At 66.6% G+C, this 16,453-nt stretch carries 15 protein-coding genes; 6 read left to right on the top strand and 9 right to left on the bottom strand.

Annotation, left to right across the window (positions count from 1 at the left end):
• The first annotated feature begins 71 nt into the window (after nt 1-71).
• Both B9Y86_RS06340 and B9Y86_RS06335 read left to right on the top strand, forming a co-directional pair.
• Nucleotides 72-743: an LON peptidase substrate-binding domain-containing protein gene (locus B9Y86_RS06340; protein WP_085484167.1), complete on the top strand. Its 672-nt coding sequence runs from the start codon at nt 72-74 to the stop codon at nt 741-743.
• Nucleotides 740-1,621 carry a hypothetical protein gene (locus tag B9Y86_RS06335; RefSeq protein ID WP_085484165.1) on the top strand — a complete coding sequence of 294 codons (882 nt, stop codon included), beginning with the start codon at nt 740-742 and terminating at the stop codon, nt 1,619-1,621. Before B9Y86_RS06340 ends, B9Y86_RS06335 begins: the two co-directional genes overlap by 4 nt.
• On the opposite strand, the gene B9Y86_RS06330 is transcribed toward B9Y86_RS06335, so the two are convergent.
• A complete protein-coding gene (locus tag B9Y86_RS06330) occupies nt 1,610-2,896 on the bottom strand; it encodes a nucleotide disphospho-sugar-binding domain-containing protein (RefSeq protein WP_085484163.1) in 1,287 nt (428 codons plus the stop codon). The two genes, B9Y86_RS06335 and B9Y86_RS06330, sit on opposite strands and share 12 nt — an antisense overlap.
• Before the next feature lie 78 nt (nt 2,897-2,974).
• Nucleotides 2,975-4,636 (bottom strand): ABC1 kinase family protein, encoded by a 1,662-nt coding sequence (locus B9Y86_RS06325; protein ID WP_244894663.1) that lies wholly within the window; start codon nt 4,634-4,636, stop codon nt 2,975-2,977.
• Between the two features lie 146 nt (nt 4,637-4,782).
• On the opposite strand from B9Y86_RS06325, the gene B9Y86_RS06320 reads away from it, so the two are divergent.
• On the top strand, nt 4,783-6,078 hold the full coding sequence (locus tag B9Y86_RS06320; protein ID WP_085484161.1) for a uracil-xanthine permease family protein: 1,296 nt from the start codon (nt 4,783-4,785) through the stop codon (nt 6,076-6,078).
• Between the two features lie 49 nt (nt 6,079-6,127).
• Here the strand turns inward: B9Y86_RS06320 and B9Y86_RS06315 are convergent, their stop codons facing one another.
• Genes B9Y86_RS06315 through mobA form a run of 3 tightly spaced genes read right to left on the bottom strand, consistent with a single transcriptional unit; the run spans nt 6,128 to nt 8,338 of the window.
• On the bottom strand, nt 6,128-7,327 hold the full coding sequence (locus B9Y86_RS06315) for a molybdopterin molybdotransferase MoeA (RefSeq protein ID WP_085484159.1): 1,200 nt from the start codon (nt 7,325-7,327) through the stop codon (nt 6,128-6,130).
• Nucleotides 7,324-7,638 (bottom strand): DUF6457 domain-containing protein, encoded by a 315-nt coding sequence (locus B9Y86_RS06310; protein ID WP_244894662.1) that lies wholly within the window; start codon nt 7,636-7,638, stop codon nt 7,324-7,326. Before B9Y86_RS06310 ends, B9Y86_RS06315 begins: the two co-directional genes overlap by 4 nt.
• Nucleotides 7,631-8,338: a molybdenum cofactor guanylyltransferase gene (gene mobA, locus B9Y86_RS06305; RefSeq protein ID WP_085484157.1), complete on the bottom strand. Its 708-nt coding sequence runs from the start codon at nt 8,336-8,338 to the stop codon at nt 7,631-7,633. The genes B9Y86_RS06310 and mobA overlap by 8 nt, the downstream gene beginning before the upstream one ends.
• A 94-nt stretch (nt 8,339-8,432) precedes the next feature.
• On the opposite strand from mobA, the gene fdhD reads away from it, so the two are divergent.
• A complete protein-coding gene (fdhD, locus tag B9Y86_RS06300; protein ID WP_085484155.1) occupies nt 8,433-9,314 on the top strand; it encodes a formate dehydrogenase accessory sulfurtransferase FdhD in 882 nt (293 codons plus the stop codon).
• The gene (locus B9Y86_RS06295) at nt 9,311-11,614 is read left to right on the top strand and encodes an FdhF/YdeP family oxidoreductase (RefSeq protein ID WP_085484153.1); all 2,304 of its coding nucleotides are present in this window, start codon (nt 9,311-9,313) and stop codon (nt 11,612-11,614) included. Before fdhD ends, B9Y86_RS06295 begins: the two co-directional genes overlap by 4 nt.
• 105 nt (nt 11,615-11,719) lie before the next feature.
• On the opposite strand, the gene B9Y86_RS06290 is transcribed toward B9Y86_RS06295, so the two are convergent.
• The gene (locus tag B9Y86_RS06290; protein ID WP_085485262.1) at nt 11,720-12,907 is read right to left on the bottom strand and encodes an LLM class flavin-dependent oxidoreductase; all 1,188 of its coding nucleotides are present in this window, start codon (nt 12,905-12,907) and stop codon (nt 11,720-11,722) included.
• A 190-nt stretch (nt 12,908-13,097) separates the two neighbouring features.
• Entirely contained in the window at nt 13,098-14,309 is a 1,212-nt protein-coding gene (gene fdhA / locus B9Y86_RS06285; RefSeq protein ID WP_085484151.1) for a formaldehyde dehydrogenase, glutathione-independent, read from the bottom strand.
• Between the two features lie 55 nt (nt 14,310-14,364).
• Between fdhA and B9Y86_RS06280 the strand changes: the two genes are divergently transcribed.
• Nucleotides 14,365-15,027: a histidine phosphatase family protein gene (locus B9Y86_RS06280; protein WP_244894661.1), complete on the top strand. Its 663-nt coding sequence runs from the start codon at nt 14,365-14,367 to the stop codon at nt 15,025-15,027.
• Nucleotides 15,028-15,034: 7 nt separating this feature from the next.
• Here B9Y86_RS06280 and bla read toward each other — a convergent pair whose 3' ends face one another.
• Nucleotides 15,035-15,985: a class A beta-lactamase gene (gene bla / locus B9Y86_RS06275; protein ID WP_085484149.1), complete on the bottom strand. Its 951-nt coding sequence runs from the start codon at nt 15,983-15,985 to the stop codon at nt 15,035-15,037.
• Nucleotides 15,986-16,042: 57 nt separating this feature from the next.
• Entirely contained in the window at nt 16,043-16,450 is a 408-nt protein-coding gene (locus tag B9Y86_RS06270; protein WP_085484147.1) for a nitroreductase/quinone reductase family protein, read from the bottom strand.
• Nucleotides 16,451-16,453 lie beyond the last annotated feature (3 nt).

The raw sequence follows: 16,453 nt of genomic DNA, 5'->3' as shown, positions 1-16,453 counted from the left end.
GCTGACGCGCCCAAGTCCGCGACGCACGCAATCCCATTGGCAACCCAGGCGCACCGTGCTTGTCTTGAGCCATGCCCGAGATCCCCATGTTTCCCCTCGGCACGGTGCTCTTTCCTTATATGCCGGTGTCGCTGCGTCTCTTCGAGGAGCGCTACCTCGTGATGCTCGCCCACATGCTCGAGGCCGAGCAACCTCAGTTCGGCGTCGTTCTCATCGAGCGCGGCCAGGAGGTGGGCGGCGGCGAGCATCGCTTCCAGCTCGGCACCCTGGCGCTGATCAGCGAGATGGCGGGCGGCGAGGGATTCGTAGCGGTGAACGCCGAGGGCGGCTCGCGGTTCGAGGTGACCGGCTGGCTCGACGACGATCCGTATCCGCGCGCCGAGATCCGCTTTCTCGAACCGCTCGAGTGGGACGAGTCGCTGCGGTCACTGCGCGAAGACACCGAGCAGGCCGTGCGCCGAGCCCTCGCGGTGGCGAGCGAGTTCACCGAGCAGCGCTGGGCATCCGTCGTCGATCTCTCGGACGACCCGCTCGAGGCCTGCTGGCAGCTGGCCGGAATCGCACCCGTCGGCGAGCTCGACCAGCTCTCGTTTCTCGGGGCGGTGTCGATGGAGGAACTCCTGACCTCCGTTCTCGAACGGGCGACGGATGCGGCGGAGTCGTTCGCATCGGCCTGGTCGGCCGGCCCCGGCCCGAACGGATCAGACGGCCTGCCGGGCGACGACTTCGAGGAGAGGCTGTGAGCGCATCGAGAGCGTTCGGCACCGATGCGCCGACACCCTCGAGCACCCTCTGGTTCAACGGCGCGGTCGCCTTCGTGCTCGCAGGCATCGTAGCGATCACCCTGCACGAACTCGCCCGATTCGTGACAGCGGTGGCACTGCAGTCGGCGGCCACCCTCTATCCGAGCTACGTCGAATTCGACATCACCGAGACGCGCACGCTGATTCTCGCGTCGACCGTCGCCGCCAGCACAAGCCTGGTGACCGGACTCGCGCTCATCTTCGCGGCGCGCATCTGGGGCGCGGGGATCGCCCGGCTGTTCGTCACCTGGCTCGGATTCATCAGCGTGCAGCTCGTCTTCAGTTCGCTGTTGCTGGCTCCGCTGACCGGCGTCGGCGATGCGGCCACTCTGTTCTTCTGGCTCGGCGCCCCCACCTCGCTCTACTGGGTCGGCTTTGCGGCCGGCGTTGCGGGAACCGTTCTTCTCGCTCGCCTCTTCGCCACCCGGGTCACGGCCTACGCCGACGGTTCGGTCAGCTCGATGCGTTCACTCGGCATGGGATCGTGGGCTGCCGGAACAGCCGTGCTCGTGTTCGTCTACGCGCTCACCTTCACGTTCACCACGCGCAGCCATGCCATCGAGATGGTGAGCGACACGCTCATCGGCGTCGCGGCATCCGGAATCTTCGCGCCGTTGTTCTACCAGTTCAAGGGAAAAGTACGCATCGTCAACGAATTCCTGCGGTTTCGCAAACCCACGGCGGCTCTGTTCTGCCTGATCGCGGTGGGCCTCGTGCTCGTGTTCGTGCTGAACAACGGCGTCGAGTTCAAGCCTGGCCCGACCGAACCGGCTGCGGCTGCGGCCTCCTCAGCGAAGGTCACCCACTCAGCGCGATGACCGTGCAGCGACTGCCTGCGCCAGCTCTTCTTCGATGATGCGAAGCGTGTCGAGTTCGGCGAGCTCGGCGGCGAACCGTCGCGCCCGTGCCCGATATCGTTCATCAGCCAGTACCGCACGCACGGCCGAGCCGACGGCAGCCGCAGTCGGGGTGCCGGTGCGCAGATCGATACCGGCCCCCGACCAGCTGACACGTGCCGCAGATTCGGGCTTGTCTTCGGTGCCGCCCGCAACCACGAGGGGCACTCCGGCTGCGAGCACAGCCTGCACCTCGCCATATTCGCCGTTCGTGACGACGACATCAACGAGGTTCAGCAGTCTGTCGTAAGGCAGTGTCTCGGCGACGCGCACGTTCGACGCAACGGCCCCGAGCCTCTCGGCAGCACGGCCTCCCGTCGAGACCACGACGAGCACGTCGTCTTTCGCCAGTGCGGCGATCGTGGGTCTGATGAGCCGGTCGAAGTTCTGGTTGTCGATCACTCCTTGACTGACGTAGACAACCGCACGAGAACCGTCGAGTTCGTTCCACCACTCCGGCAGGGCTGCGGCGTCCTCGGTGGGCAGCGCACCGATGAAACGCACATTCGGCGAAAGGTCGCTGCGCGGATATTCGAGAGTCGCGGGGCCGAGTTGCAGGAATCGATCGAAGGCGCTCGAGATGTCCATCGCGAAGTGGGGCAGTCTGACTGCACCGATCTCAGCCATCGCTTGCTGGGCCGCTCGTTGGGTATCTCGAAAGAACACATGGCGCGCGAGGGCGTTGAGGATGCGATTGCGAGCGCGCCCGAGCCCGCTCGACGAGGGCGCCATGGCGAGTCCCGCAGGGGCTGTGTCACAGCTGAACTGGACGAGGCTGATCACGCCCACCGCCAAGACGGGCGGCCTCGGCGCGCTGGAGGAGAGCACCGGCGACATGCCTCCGAAAGCGCCGTCGACGAGTACCGCGTCGATCCGCTCACGCTGCAGCACGTTGCGCGCGGTGCGGAACTGCGCGGGGATCGTCTTGATGAAGATGTTCTGCACGTCGTATTGAAGACGAGCTATTCCCCGGTAGCGCTCACGGAAGGGCAAGTAACTCGGCACATCACGATCGTCGAAGTCGGCTCGGCCCTCGAAAGCCACGAACTCCATGCCCGCTCGCTTGATCTGCTCGGCGAACCGCGTGCCCGTGATCATGATCACCCGGTGACCTCGCGACACCAGATACGCGCCGACGGCGATCATGGGCGAGACATGATGATGCACGGGTGTGCTGCAGATCAGGTAGTTCGCCATGCGCTTCTCCCCAGATGTCGCGACCAATGGCTGTGTGCACACTGTAACCAATTTGAGGCGACCTCATCTGATGAGGATTCAGCTCCGTCGGCGTCTGCGCCTCGATGTCAGAGCGATGTAGGCGCTCAGCGCGCCGCTCGCGCCCAGACCGATGCCCATCAGTGGACCACTCCAGTGGCCGAATCGCTTGCTGTCACCGACGGCCAGTTCACCGATGCCCCGGATGAACGCGGCCGCGATCACCCCGGCCACCACACGGTTGCCCACCTTCTCGACGCGCGCGACCAGCGGGTCGAGTTCGGAGGCACGCAGATGAACCTCGATGCCGTTGCGGTCGATCACGTCGAAGACCTTGCGGATCTTGTCTGGCAGTTCGATGCCGAGTTCCGCGGCCTCGAGACCTGCTGCCGCCAATCGCTTCGCGATCGCCGCGGGCGAGAACTTCGACAGCGCGAGTTTCGTCGCATACGGCTTGAGAGCATCCCCCAGGCTGAACGTCGGATCGAGCAGCACGCCCATGCCCTCGACCATCAGCAGCATGCGCAGCAGCATCACGATCGAGGGCTGCAGCTGCAGCCGGTTGTGCCGCAGAACCGCGAGCAGCTTGTTGATGAGCGCGCCCATGTCGACCTCGCCGAGACCCTTGCCTCGATAGATGCCGATGAAGCCCACGAGGTCTGCCCGCAACGACTCTTGATCGATCGACGTCTTCGAACTCGACAGCGCGGTGAGTGCCGAAGCCATACGGTCTGGATCGTGCCTGCTCAGCGCCATGAACAGGTCGGCGAGCTTTCCGCGCAGCGCCTCGTCGATCTGACCGACCATGCCGAAGTCGATCAGTCCGATCCGTGCGTTCGCTTCGACGAAGAGGTTGCCCGGGTGCGGGTCGGCGTGGAACACACCGTCGACGAAGACCATCTGCGCTATGGCATCCACGGCGTTGGTGACGACGGCCGCGCGGTCGATGCCGGCTGCGTCGAGGGCGGCGAGGTCGTCGACCTTGATGCCGGTGATGCGTTCGAGCGTGAGTACGCGAGTCGTGCTCGTGTCCCAGAAGACTCGGGGAATCTGGATGGTGTCGTCACCCGCGAAGTTCGTGGCAAAGGTCTCGGCGTTGCGACCCTCGTGCGTGTAGTCGAGCTCTTCGCGCAACGTTCGCGCGAACTCGTCGGTGATGCCGGTGATGTTGTAATCGGCGGCGAGCTTCCACTGCCGAGACGCGCGCACGGCGAGCGTGTGCAGAATCTCGAGGTCGATGGCGATATTCGTGGCGATGTCGGGGCGCTGAACCTTGACGACCACCTCTGTTCCGTCGTGCAGCGTAGCCAGGTGCGCTTGACCTATCGACGCGCTGGCGAGGGGCTTGAGCTGAAAGCTGGCGAACACCTTGTCGGGCTGGTCGCCGAGCTCCTCGACGATGAGGCGCTTGATCACGGCAGCGGGCACGACCGGCGCCCTGTCTTGCAGCTTCGAGAGCTCGGTGAGGTAGGCGGGCGGAAGGATGTCGGAGCGCGTCGAGAGCACCTGGCCGAGCTTCACGAACGTCGGACCGAGTTCTTCGAGTGCCCGTCGCAGGTTCTCAGGATTGCTGGCCCGTGCCTGCTCCTGCGCCGCCGGTTCGAAGCGGTCGAGCCCGGTCGCGCCGATGATGAAGCTGAGCCCGTGCCGACTCAGCACACTGGCGATCTCCCGGTAGCGCTCGAGCCGCGTGCCGACGGCTGCGGCGATCGGATTAGCCACGAGCTACCCCCTGTGCCTCGGTCATGCGCCCATCTTGCCACGGGCGTGAGGTACGAACTCAGAGGTCGCGCACCACTACTCTCGGAAAGGCTCACAACAGGGCACGGAACAACCGGTGCGTAGCCGGGCAAGGGGAACGAACGCAGATGACACAACTCTGGACACTTCACGGCGACGGCAAGAACGTGAAAGCGGATGCCGTGGTCAAGCCGGGTGAGCGGCTCACCTGGCCCCGCATGATCGGCCTCGGCGGCCAGCACGTGGTCGCCATGTTCGGTGCGACCTTCCTCGTGCCTGTGCTCACCGGGTTCCCGCCCGCGACGACGCTGCTCTTCTCAGGGCTAGGCACCCTCCTGTTCCTGCTCATCACCAAGAACCGGCTCCCCAGCTACCTTGGCTCATCGTTCGCCTTCATCGCGCCCATCACGGCTGCCGTCGCCAGCACGGGAATGGGAGGCGCCCTCTTCGGAATCCTCGCGGTCGGCGCCCTGCTGGCCCTTGTCGGCGTGGTCGTTCTCATCACCGGCATCGGCTGGATCAATGCCCTGATGCCGCCCGTCGTATCGGGCGCCATCGTGGCGCTGATCGGCTTCAACCTCGCTCCCGCGGCGAAGAACAACTTCCAACTCGCGCCGCTCACGGCACTCATCACCCTGGCCGCGGTCATCTTCTCGACCGTGCTGTTCAAGGGCATGCTCGCTCGCCTGTCGATCTTCATCGGCGTCATCGTGGGCTACATCGCCGCCGTCATCGCGGGCGAGGTCGACTTCTCGAAGGTCGCAGACGCCGCCTGGGTCGGACTCCCGCAGTTCGCCCTGCCCGGCAACCCCTTCGCCGACTCGGCCCTCTGGGGCGTGCTCCCCGCCTTCCTGCCTGTCGTGCTCGTGCTCGTCGCCGAGAACGTGGGCCACATCCGCGGCGTCGCGCAGATGACCGAGTCTCCCGAGGTCAACAGGCTCACCGGTCGCGCGCTGCTGGCCGACGGCCTGGCCACCGTGCTCGCCGGCTTCGGCGGCGGATCGGGAACCACCACCTACGGCGAGAACATCGGGGTGATGGCAGCCACCCGCATCTATTCCACCGCCGCCTACTGGATCGCCGGCGCCGTCGCCATACTGCTCGGACTCTCGCCGAAGGTCGGCGCCATCATCAACACGATCCCGGCCGGCGTTCTCGGTGGCGTGACCACCGCGCTCTACGGCCTGATCGGCATCATCGGCGTGAAGATCTGGCTCGACAACAAGGTCGACTTCTCGAAGCCCGTCAACCAGTTCACGGCAGCCACCGCGCTGATCATCGGCATCGCAGACTTCACCATGAATCTCGGATCCGTCTCCTTCAACGGCATCGCTCTCGGCACGGTCGCCGCCATCGTGATCTACCACGCGATGACCGCGGTGGCACGTCTCCGCGGCACGGATGGCGGCCGACGCGACGCCTGACGGCCCCGACGGCCGGCCGGCTGAGACAGACGGCCGGCTCAGGCCGTTCCTATCGCACCCAGGGAAGCGGAACGAACTCGACCTCGTCGCCGACCGCTGAGCCGCTGTTCACGCAGACCAGCACCCCGGATGCATCGGCCAGGCCGCGCAGCATCGCCGAACCCGTGTAGGTACTCGGCTCGGCCTGGCTGCCGACCAGGCGGAAGGGAATGAGCCTGGTCTCGCCACGCCCCGCGGCAACCGGTGCGCCCAGACGCACGCGCGAAAGCTCGGGCAGCCCGGTGTCCGCGAGCGCTGCCAGCACCGGCGCAGCCAGGGTGAGAAGGCCCATCATGGCGGCGAGCGGATTTCCCGGTAGCCCGATCAGCAGCCGCCCGTCATCGAGGCGCGCCATGATGCTCGGCCCTCCCGGCCGCATTGCGACGCCATCGATCAGTACGTGCGCACCGAGTCGGTCGAGCGCACCGCGCAGATGATCGGCAGAGGAGTCACCCGTTCCCCCGGTGGTGATGATCACGTCGTGTGCCGATGCCTCGGTCGACAGTGCGCGCACGAGCGCACCGTGGTCGTCGCCGATTCTCGTCTGCCCCGCGACCTCTGCCCCGAGCAGTTCGACGAACGCGGGCAGCTGGGGCCCGAAACTGTCGCGCACCGTTCCCGGTGCGGGGATGCCGTGGGTCACCACTTCGTCACCCGTGAACACAAGAGACACCCGCGCCCGGGCCCGAACGGCGACCTCGTCGACGCCGCAGGCAGCGGCCACGGCGATGTGCGCCGGATTCAGCCGAGCACCCGCGTCGATGCCCACCTCGCCGCGGCCGAACTCCTCGCCTCGCGGTCGGATGTGCTGGCCGATCCAGGGTGTGACGCTCGAGCGAAGCAGACGACGCCCTGTGGCATCTGAACCCCCGGAGACGACATCACCCACCTCGCTGCGCAGCACGGCGTCGGCACCCTCGGGAATGAGCCCGCCCGTCACGATGGCTCGCGCCTCGCCCGCTTCGAGAGCAGGAGCGTCGCGAGCGGCCGCCCGAAGCACCCAGGGACCCGGCCCGCGAACAGCCCAGCCATCCATCGCCGACGAGGCGTAGTGCGGAACCTCGCAGAGGGCGACCACCGGCTCGGCCAGCACCCGCCCGACCGCCGCGGAGAGCTCGACCCGTGTCGTGGGCAGAACGCCGGCAGCGGCATACGCCGACTCACGCGCCTGCTCCCACGACAGTCGAGGCATCCCCGACGCGGCGCTCATGTCGTGTGACGCCGCGCGAGCCGCGAGGCCGCCTCAAACGCCCGATCGGTGGCCTCGGCGTCACCGGCCCCGTCGAGTGCCGCCGCCCGTCCCGCCGCATAGCCCACCAGATACGTGGTGAGGGGAGCGGCCGGGCGCAGCACAGCATGCGCAGCAGCGCCGGCGAGTGCCAACACTCTGTCGATGTCGACATCGAGTCCGGCGAGGTCGAGTTCAGCAGACAGCGAGGCGGTCCAGCGTTCGAGCACCTCGAGCATCTCGGCCTTCTCCTCGGCTGATCTCGCGGGCTTGACGGTCGCGTCGTCACTCATGATCGACTCCTTCTCGTGTGGGCAGTGTGTTTGACGTGGGCAGCGTCTCTGAGGTGGGCAGCGTGTCGTCTGGCCGCTCGATTCCAAAAGCGGAGGCGTCCTCCCAGGTGTCGACGTCGCGGGTCGACTCTCGGCCGTCGGGCAGCTCGACCAGGTCGAGCACCGAGATCAGCGAGCGCATCGACGCGCCGTCGAGACGTGAGGATGCGCGCAGGCCGTCGACGGCGTCGGCCAACGCCGAGCGGCCATAGACCGCGGCGAGCGGCTGCCGCATGCCCGCTGCGTCGAGCAGGACCAGGCCGTCGCGGCTGAGCAGTGGCGCGGCGTCGACGAGCTGTGCCACGGCAGCAGCGACCCGAGGCATATCGCAGGCGAGCACGAGTACGAGGTGGCCCGCTGAATTATCGAGATCCTGGAGCGCACGCATGCCCGCTGCTACGGCAGACGCCGGCCCTCCGAACGGCGGATCCTCGCGCGCGAACAGGACCTGCGAACCCGGACCCCGCGCATCCGGGCCCGCGGCACCGGGACCGACATCGGGACCGGGACCGACGACGGCGACCCGACGCGCGCCGGCATCGAGAACGGCATCGATCGTGTTCTGCAGCAGCGTCGAGCCGCGCCACGTCAGCGTCGCCTTGGGCACACCGGAGAGACGGGAGGACTTTCCGCCCGCGAGCACGATCGCGTCGAGCAGCATGCAGCCAGCCTACGACCGGGCATCGGTCCGGCGATCCTCTGCCAGGCCTCGGCCAGCCCTGTCGGCAGCGCGAAATCGGTGATAAGCCTGCTGTATGGGCAGAATCACCGTACGTCGCCGTGTTACCCGCCTCACCGTCGGGGGCAGCAAGAGGGTGCGTGAAGACGTGCTCGCAGCCGAGGAGCCGCTCGAGATCAGGGTGGGCGGCCAATCTCTGGCGATCACCATGCGAACCCCGGGCAACGACATCGACCTGGCCGCGGGCTTTCTCGTCTCTGAAGGCGTGATCTCGAGCGGAGAGCACTTCGCCGCGGCACGGTACTGCGCGGGCGCCACCGACGAGGGCCTCAACACCTACAACGTTCTCGACGTGACGCTCGCGCCGGGTGTCGCGGCACCCGATCCGAGCCTGCAGCGCAACTTCTTCACCACGAGTTCGTGCGGACTGTGCGGCAAAGCATCGATCGACGCCGTGCGCACGACCTCGGCCTACACAGCCGAATCGGATGCCCTCCGCATCGAGGCCGCGTTGCTCACGACATTCCCCGATCGGCTTCGCGAGCAGCAGGACGTGTTCGACAAGACCGGTGGACTGCACGCGGCAGCGCTGTTCGACGGCACCACGGGTGAGCTGCTCGTGCTTCGCGAAGACGTGGGGCGACACAATGCCGTCGACAAGGTCATCGGCTGGGCGACCCGCGAGAACCTGCTTCCGCTGCGGGGAACCGTTCTGATGGTCTCCGGCCGGGCGAGCTTCGAGCTCATGCAGAAGGCATCGGTGGCCGGCATCCCGATGCTCGCCGCGGTATCGGCGCCGTCGTCGCTGGCAGCGGAACTCGCGAGCGAGCTCGGCATCACGCTGGTCGGCTTTCTGCGCGGCGACTCCATGGTCATCTACTCCGGCGCAGAGCGCGTGCTTGAGTCTGATCTGCCACCTCTTGAGACCGCCCCTAGTGAAAGCATCGGTGTCGCATGACCACCATCCCGCCCCGCGAGGACGACAGCCAGCTCGAGGTAGGCGAGCGCGAGACCTGGGCCGTTGGCGTTCCCGGCATCGTGCACTCGATGGTTCCGGCGATCGAGGGCATGGGTGTGGCCCGCACCGCGAAGCTGATGCTCGGTCTCAATCAGAAAGACGGCTACGACTGCCCGAGTTGCGCCTGGCCCGACCCCGACAGGCGCAAGGCCGCCGAGTTCTGCGAGAACGGCGCCAAGGCGGTCACGTGGGAGGCGACTCCGATCGCGGTTCCGCGCAGTTTCTGGGGTCAGCACTCCATCGACGACCTGCTCACCCGCAGCGAGCACTGGCTTGGAATGCAGGGGCGCCTGGTCGAGCCCGTCTACAAGCCCGCGGGAAAGAACCACTACGAGCCGGTGAGCTGGGAGAAGGCCTTCGCGATCATCGCGGAACGGCTCAATGAACTGGACTCCCCCGACGAAGCGGCGTTCTATACGAGCGGCCGCACCGCCAACGAGACGGCCTTCGCCTATCAGCTTTTCGTGCGGGCTTTCGGAACCAACAACCTGCCCGACTGCTCGAACATGTGCCACGAGTCCACCGGAACCGCCATGGGCGAGACCCTCGGCGTGGGCAAGTCGACGATCGCCTACGACGACTTCGAAGACACCGACCTGATCATCGTGATGGGGCAGAACCCGGGCACGAACCACCCCCGCATGCTCACCGCCCTCGAAGACGCCAAGCGCAAGGGCGCCAAGATCGTGGCCATCAACCCGCTGCCCGAGGCCGGGCTCATGCGCTACAAGAATCCGCAGCGCCCGCGCGGCATCGTGGGCCACGGCACGAAGATCGCCGACCAGTTCGTGCACATCAGACTCGGCGGCGACATGGCGCTGATGCAGGCCCTCTCGAAGCGGGTTCTGGATGCCGAACGCACGGCCCCGGGAACGGTTCTGGACCACGAATTCCTGGCCGAGCACTGCTCCGGGCTCGAGGAGTTTGTGGCGCACATCGATCGTCTAGACGAGGCGGAGGTTCTCGAGGCGACCGGGCTCACGGCATCCGAGATCGACGAGCTGGCCGAGCGCTACATCACCGCCGACCGCGTGATCATCACGTGGGCCATGGGCATCACACAGCAGAAGAAAGCCGTGGGCACGATCAAGGAGATCGTGAACCTGCTGCTGCTTCGCGGCAACATGGGCAAGCCGGGTGCGGGGGCGTCGCCCATCCGGGGTCACAGCAACGTGCAGGGTGACCGCACCATGGGCATCTGGGAGAAGATGCCGGATGCGTTCATGGACGCACTGCAGGCGGAGTTCGGCTTCGACCCGCCCCGCAAGCACGGCCTCGACTCGGTGAACGCCATGAAGGCGATGGCTCGAGGCGAGATCAAGGTCTGGTTCGCGATGGGTGGCAACCTCGTGGCCGCCATCTCAGATAGCCAGGTCGCAGAGGCCGCGATGCGCGGAACGCGGCTCACCGTGCAGGTGTCGACCAAGCTCAACCGCTCGCACGCGGTGATCGGCGAGGAGGCGCTCATTCTGCCCACTAAGGGGCGAACAGAGCTCGACCGGCAGGCATCCGGCCTGCAGTTCGTGAGCGTAGAAGACACCGTCTGCGCCGTGCACGCCTCGAACGGCAAGGTCGAGCCGATCTCGAACCACGTGCTGTCTGAAGTGGCGATCGTCAGCCGGCTTGCACGTGCGGTTCTGGGAGAGGACTCTCCCATCGACTGGGCGGGCTTCGAGGCGAACTACGATCTGATCCGCGACCACATCGCCAACGTCGTTCCCGGCTTCGAGAACTTCAACGAGCGCATCCGCAACATCGACGGCTTCGTTCTGCCGAACGGCCCCCGCGACAGCCGCACGTTCAACACGCTCACCGGCCGGGCGATGATCACGGTGAACCATCTCGAGCCGGTCGTGCGACCCGAGGGCACGCTGCTGCTGCAGACCCTGCGTGCCCACGACCAGTACAACACCACGATCTACAGCCTCAACGACAGATATCGCGGCATCAAGAAGGGCCGCAGCGTGGTGTTCGTGAACCCGCTCGACCTCGACGAACTCGGCCTCGAAGACGGGCAGAGCGTCGACGTGTTCAGCGAGTGGAACGACGGCATCGAGCGGGTTCTGCGCTCGTATCGGGTGGTGTCGTATCCGAGCGCCAGAGGATGCGCCGCGGCGTACTACCCCGAGGCCAATGTGCTGGTGCCGCTCGATTCGGTGACCGACGAGAGCAACACCCCGGTATCGAAGGCGGTCGTGGTGCGCCTGGTGCCGGCGGCAGCCCCCGCGCTGGCCGAGTAGGCCTCGATACGCGCTGCTCCTTCGTCGCGAGCGCTACTCGACCAGCGCAACCAGTTGCGCTGGTCGAGTAGGTCGCTCAGCGACCGTATCGAGACCCCGGTCGGCTTACAGGCCGAAGGCCGCGCCCGCCTTCGCGAGGGGCTTGGTGCCACCCTCAGCGGTGAGCCCGGTCCACTCGTCTTCGCCGGCCACGTGGGTGGATGCGACAGCACCCTTCGCGCGGGCAGCGGCGACGCGCTCAGCGTGGCTGGGCGGGTTGCTCGGAACGCCCTCGGGACGCTTCGACTCGTTCTCCTTGCGCAGCGCAGGAACGATCTCCTCGGCGAGGATGTCGATCTGCTCGAGCACCGTCTTCAGCGGCAGACCCGCGTGGTCGATGAGGAACAGCTGGCGCTGGTAGTCGCCCACGTGATCGCGCATGGCGGCGTAGCGGTCGATGACCTCCTGCGGCGACCCCACGGTCAGGGGGGTCTGCGCGGTGAAGTCCTCCATCGACGGGCCGTGTCCGTAGACGGGCGCGTTGTCGAAGTATGGGCGGAACTCATCCTTCGCGGCCTGCGAGTTCTTGCGGGCGAAGAACTGCCCGCCGAGTCCGACGATCGCCTGATCGGCGCGGCCGTGACCATAGTTCTCGTAGCGGCTGCGGTAGAGCTTCACCATCTGCTCGGTGTGCTCGATGGGCCAGAAGATGTTGTTGTGGAAGAAGCCGTCGCCGTAGTACGCGGCCTGTTCGGCGATCTGGGGGCTGCGGATCGATCCGTGCCAGACGAACGGAGCAACTCCATCGAGGGGCCGCGGGGTCGCGGTGAAGCCCTGCAGAGGGGTGCGGAAGTTTCCGGCCCAGTCCACGACCTCCTCCTCCCAGAGACGGCGCAGCAGGGCGTAGTTCTCTGTGGCGAGCTCGAGACCCTTGCGGATGTCCTTGCCGAACCAGGGGTACACCGGTCCGGTGTTGCCACGGCCCATCATGAGGTCCATGCGGCCGTCACTGATGACCTGCAGCATCGCGTAGTCCTCGGCGATCTTCACCGGGTCGTTCGTGGTGATGAGCGTGGTCGCCGTGGAGAGCACGATGTTCTTGGTGGTGCCGGCGAGGTAGCCGAGCATCGTCGTGGGCGACGACGTGACGAAGGGCGGGTTGTGGTGCTCGCCGGCCGCGAAGACGTCGAGACCAGCCTGGTCGGCGTGCTCGGCGATCGCGATCATGGCCTTGGTGCGCTCAGTGTCGCTGGGCGTGTACCCCGTGGTCGGGTCTGTCGTGACATCGCCGACGCTGAAGATTCCGAACTGCATGTTCACTCACTCCTAAACTTTTCTATGCGTTTGCATATATGTGAGTGAGAACGTAGGTCCTCCGGAAACTATTCCCATCATCGGGGCGCGCTGGTCGAGTAGCGAGGAACGAGCGTATCGAGACCACCGACGGCGGTGATCTCGATACGTCGGCTCGTTCCTCGCGCGACTACTCGATCAGCGCACGGAGCTACGCCGCGTCGAGGTAGCCGTTCGGGTTGAGAACGTACTTCGTGGCCGCTCCGGCGTCGAACTCCGCGTAGCCGCGGGGTGCGTCGTCGAGCGAGATCGCCTTGGCGTTCACGTTCTTGGCGATGTGCACGCGGTCGTGCAGAATCGCCTGCATCAGGCCGTAGTTGTACTTCATCACCGGGCACTGCCCCGTGGTGAACGACAGCGACTTGGCCCATCCGGTACCCAAACTGAGCGACAGCGAGCCCTTCTGCGCCGCCTCGTCGACTCCGCCCGGGTCACCCGTGACGTAGAGTCCCGGAATACCCAGAGCGCCTCCCGCCGCGGTCACATCCATCAGCGAGTTCAGCACCGTCGCGGGCGCCTCACCGCCGCCGTGACCCCTGGCCTCGAAGCCCACGGCGTCGACACCGCAGTCGACCTCGGGAACTCCGAGGATCTGCTCGATCTGGTCGACGAGCTCGCCGGCACCCAGATTGACGGTCTCGCATCCGAAGCTGCGCGCCTGCGCCAGGCGATCGTCGTTGAAGTCGCCGACGATGACGGCCGCAGCCCCGAGAAGCAGCGCACTCGTGGCCGCAGCGAGACCGACGGGGCCGGCACCCGCGACGTACACGGTAGATCCGACGCCGACGCCGGCCGTGACCGCTCCGTGGAATCCGGTCGGGAAGATGTCGGACAGCATCGTCAGATCCATGATCTTCTCGAGCGCCTGATCGCGGTCGGGGAACTTCAGCAGGTTCCAGTCGGCATACGGAACCAAAACGAACTCGGCCTGACCGCCAACCCAGCCACCCATGTCGACATAGCCGTAGGCGCTGCCCGGCCGGTCGGGGTTCACATTGAGGCAGATGCCCGTCTTGCGCTCCTTGCAGTTACGGCAGCGGCCGCAGGCGATGTTGAAGGGAACACTCACGATGTCGCCGACCTTGATGAACTCGACGCCGGGGCCGACTTCGACCACCTCACCGGTGATCTCGTGGCCGAGAACCAGGTTCACCGGCGCAGTTGTGCGACCTCGCACCATGTGCTGATCCGAGCCGCAGATGTTCGTTGCGATCGTTCTGATGATCGCTCCGTGCGGCACCTTGCGGCCGACATTCGCGGGGTTGACCCCTGGCCCGTCTTTCAGCTCGAAGACGGGGTAGTCGATGTCGATGACCTCGACTTCGCCCGGTCCTTTGTATGCGACTGCTCTGTTTGATGCCATGCGGATCTCCTTTGATCGTGTGCCCCGAAACGAGGGGCATCGCTAGGCTGAGTCTATGTCGCGCACATGGAATTCAGTAGAGAACGCCTCGATTCGAATCCTCCTGATTCGGCACGCTGAGTCCACTGCGAACGAATCGGGCATCCTGTCGACGACGCAGCCCGGCCCCGATCTCACCGCGCGCGGTCGAGAGCAGGCCGACACCCTCGCCGATGCCCTGCGCGACGTGCCTATCGACGGCCTCTACGCATCCACTCTTCGCCGAACCCAACTCACGGCCGAGCCCCTGGCACGGCAGACGGGCCTGCCCGTGACGGTGATCGAGGGCATCCACGAGATCGAAGCGGGCGACCTCGAAGACCGCGGCGATCACGAGGCGATGTCGGCCTATGCACTGCCGATGCAGGTCTGGGCTCAGGGCGACTTCTCTGCCGCCGTTCCCGGCGGATTCAGCGGCGACCACTTCTTCGAGCGCTTCGACCGCGGCATCGCCGAGATCTGGCAGGCTCACCAAGGGGGCGAGAATCCGGATGGCGACACGGTCGCCGTTGTCGACCACGACGCCGCGATCCGCGTGTGGGTGGCCGGCAGGGCCGACAACCTCGGCCCGGAGTTCACCTCGACGCACGGCCTGGAGAACACGGGCATCGTCGCACTCACCGGCAGCCCCGCCGCCGGATGGCACGTGGAGACCTGGCAGGGCGAGCCGGTCACGTAGCCGTCGCTCAGTAGCCGAGGCCCGCCAGGGCGGCCTCCGCGGCGCGTGCGATGAGCGCGTTGTCGTAATCGGCGTCTTCTGCGGGGCGGTTCGACATGACGACGAGCACGATCGGCGATCCACTCGGAGGCCACAGAAGCGCGATGTCGTTTCGCGTGCCGTATGCACCGGCGCCCGACTTGTCGGCGACCGACCATCCGGCATCCAGACCCGCCGCTATCAGCTCGGCGCCGGTGGCGTTGCCGGTCATCCAATCGATGAGCTGCGCCTGCTGCGCGGCACCCAACGCGTCGGTGGTGAGCAGCGTCGCGAGGTCGAGCGCGAACGCACGCGGCGTGGTCGTGTCGCGGGTGTCACCCGGGATCGCGCTGTTGAGATCCGTCTCGATGCGATCCGAGCTGGTGGTGGTGTCGCCGAGCTCGCGCAGAGCCTGGGTGAACCCCTCCGGCCCGCCCAGCTTCTCGAGCACGATGTTGCCCGCGGTGTTGTCACTGAATCGCACGGCGGCCTCGGCCACAGCGCGCAGCGTCATGCCGCTGTCGACGTTCGCCTCGGTGACGGGCGAGTTCGGAAGCAGCTCGCTCGCGTCGTACGTGACGAGCTGATCGAGCTGGTCATCAGGCACCGTCTTCAGCAGAATCCCTACCGCGAGAGCCTTGAACGTCGAGGCATACGCGAACCTCTCGTCGGCCCGGTAGGCGACCTCCGCCCGGCTGTCGGGATCGAGCGCGTACACGCCGAGGCGAGCGTCGAACTCCTGCTCGAGCTCTGCGAAGGCGGGAGTGGGATCGTTCGGCACCGTCGGCGGCGTCGAGGTCACGGGCGCCGACGTCGTCTGCGGCGCAGCCGGGGCCTCGGACGCCGCGCAGCCGCCCAGCAGAACGAGAACGGTCACGCCGGCAGCGATGACAAGGCCACCCGATCGGATGCGACGCGCAGGTCGGGAGCTCAATCTCATGCCTCGAGTGTGCCAGCCCGGCCGCGGGCTGTCACATGAGCGCGGAGAACGCGAGCGTTACCGCGGCGTCAGTCTGAGCACCGGGATGACGCGCGGCGCGGCCTTGACCGCGTAGTCGCCGAAGCCAGGTGAGACGGCCACGACCTGGCTCCAGGCAGCATCGCGCTCCTCGCCGTGCAGCTCATGAGCCGTCACCTCGACCACGCCGTGCGGGGTCTCGATCGTGATGTCCGGGTGCTCGAGCAGATTGAAGTACCAGGCCGGATGCTCGGGCGCACCGGCCTTCGACGCGTAGATGAGCCAGGAGTCTTCGTCGCGCAGCGCCATGGTGGGCACTACCCGCTCCTCACCGGTGCGCGCACCCCGCGTGTGCAGAAGGATGAGCTTGTCTCCGAACCCGGCCGTCTCGACGTAGCCGCCGTTGGCGCGGAACTCCTCGATGATCTGATCGTTGAAGCTGCTCATGGA

The sequence above is a fragment of the Agreia pratensis genome (assembly GCF_900177685.1).
GTDB classification, from domain to species: domain Bacteria; phylum Actinomycetota; class Actinomycetes; order Actinomycetales; family Microbacteriaceae; genus Agreia; species Agreia pratensis.
The sequence above is the reverse complement of the archived record's forward strand: the minus strand, read 5'-3'. Positions and strand labels throughout refer to the sequence as shown.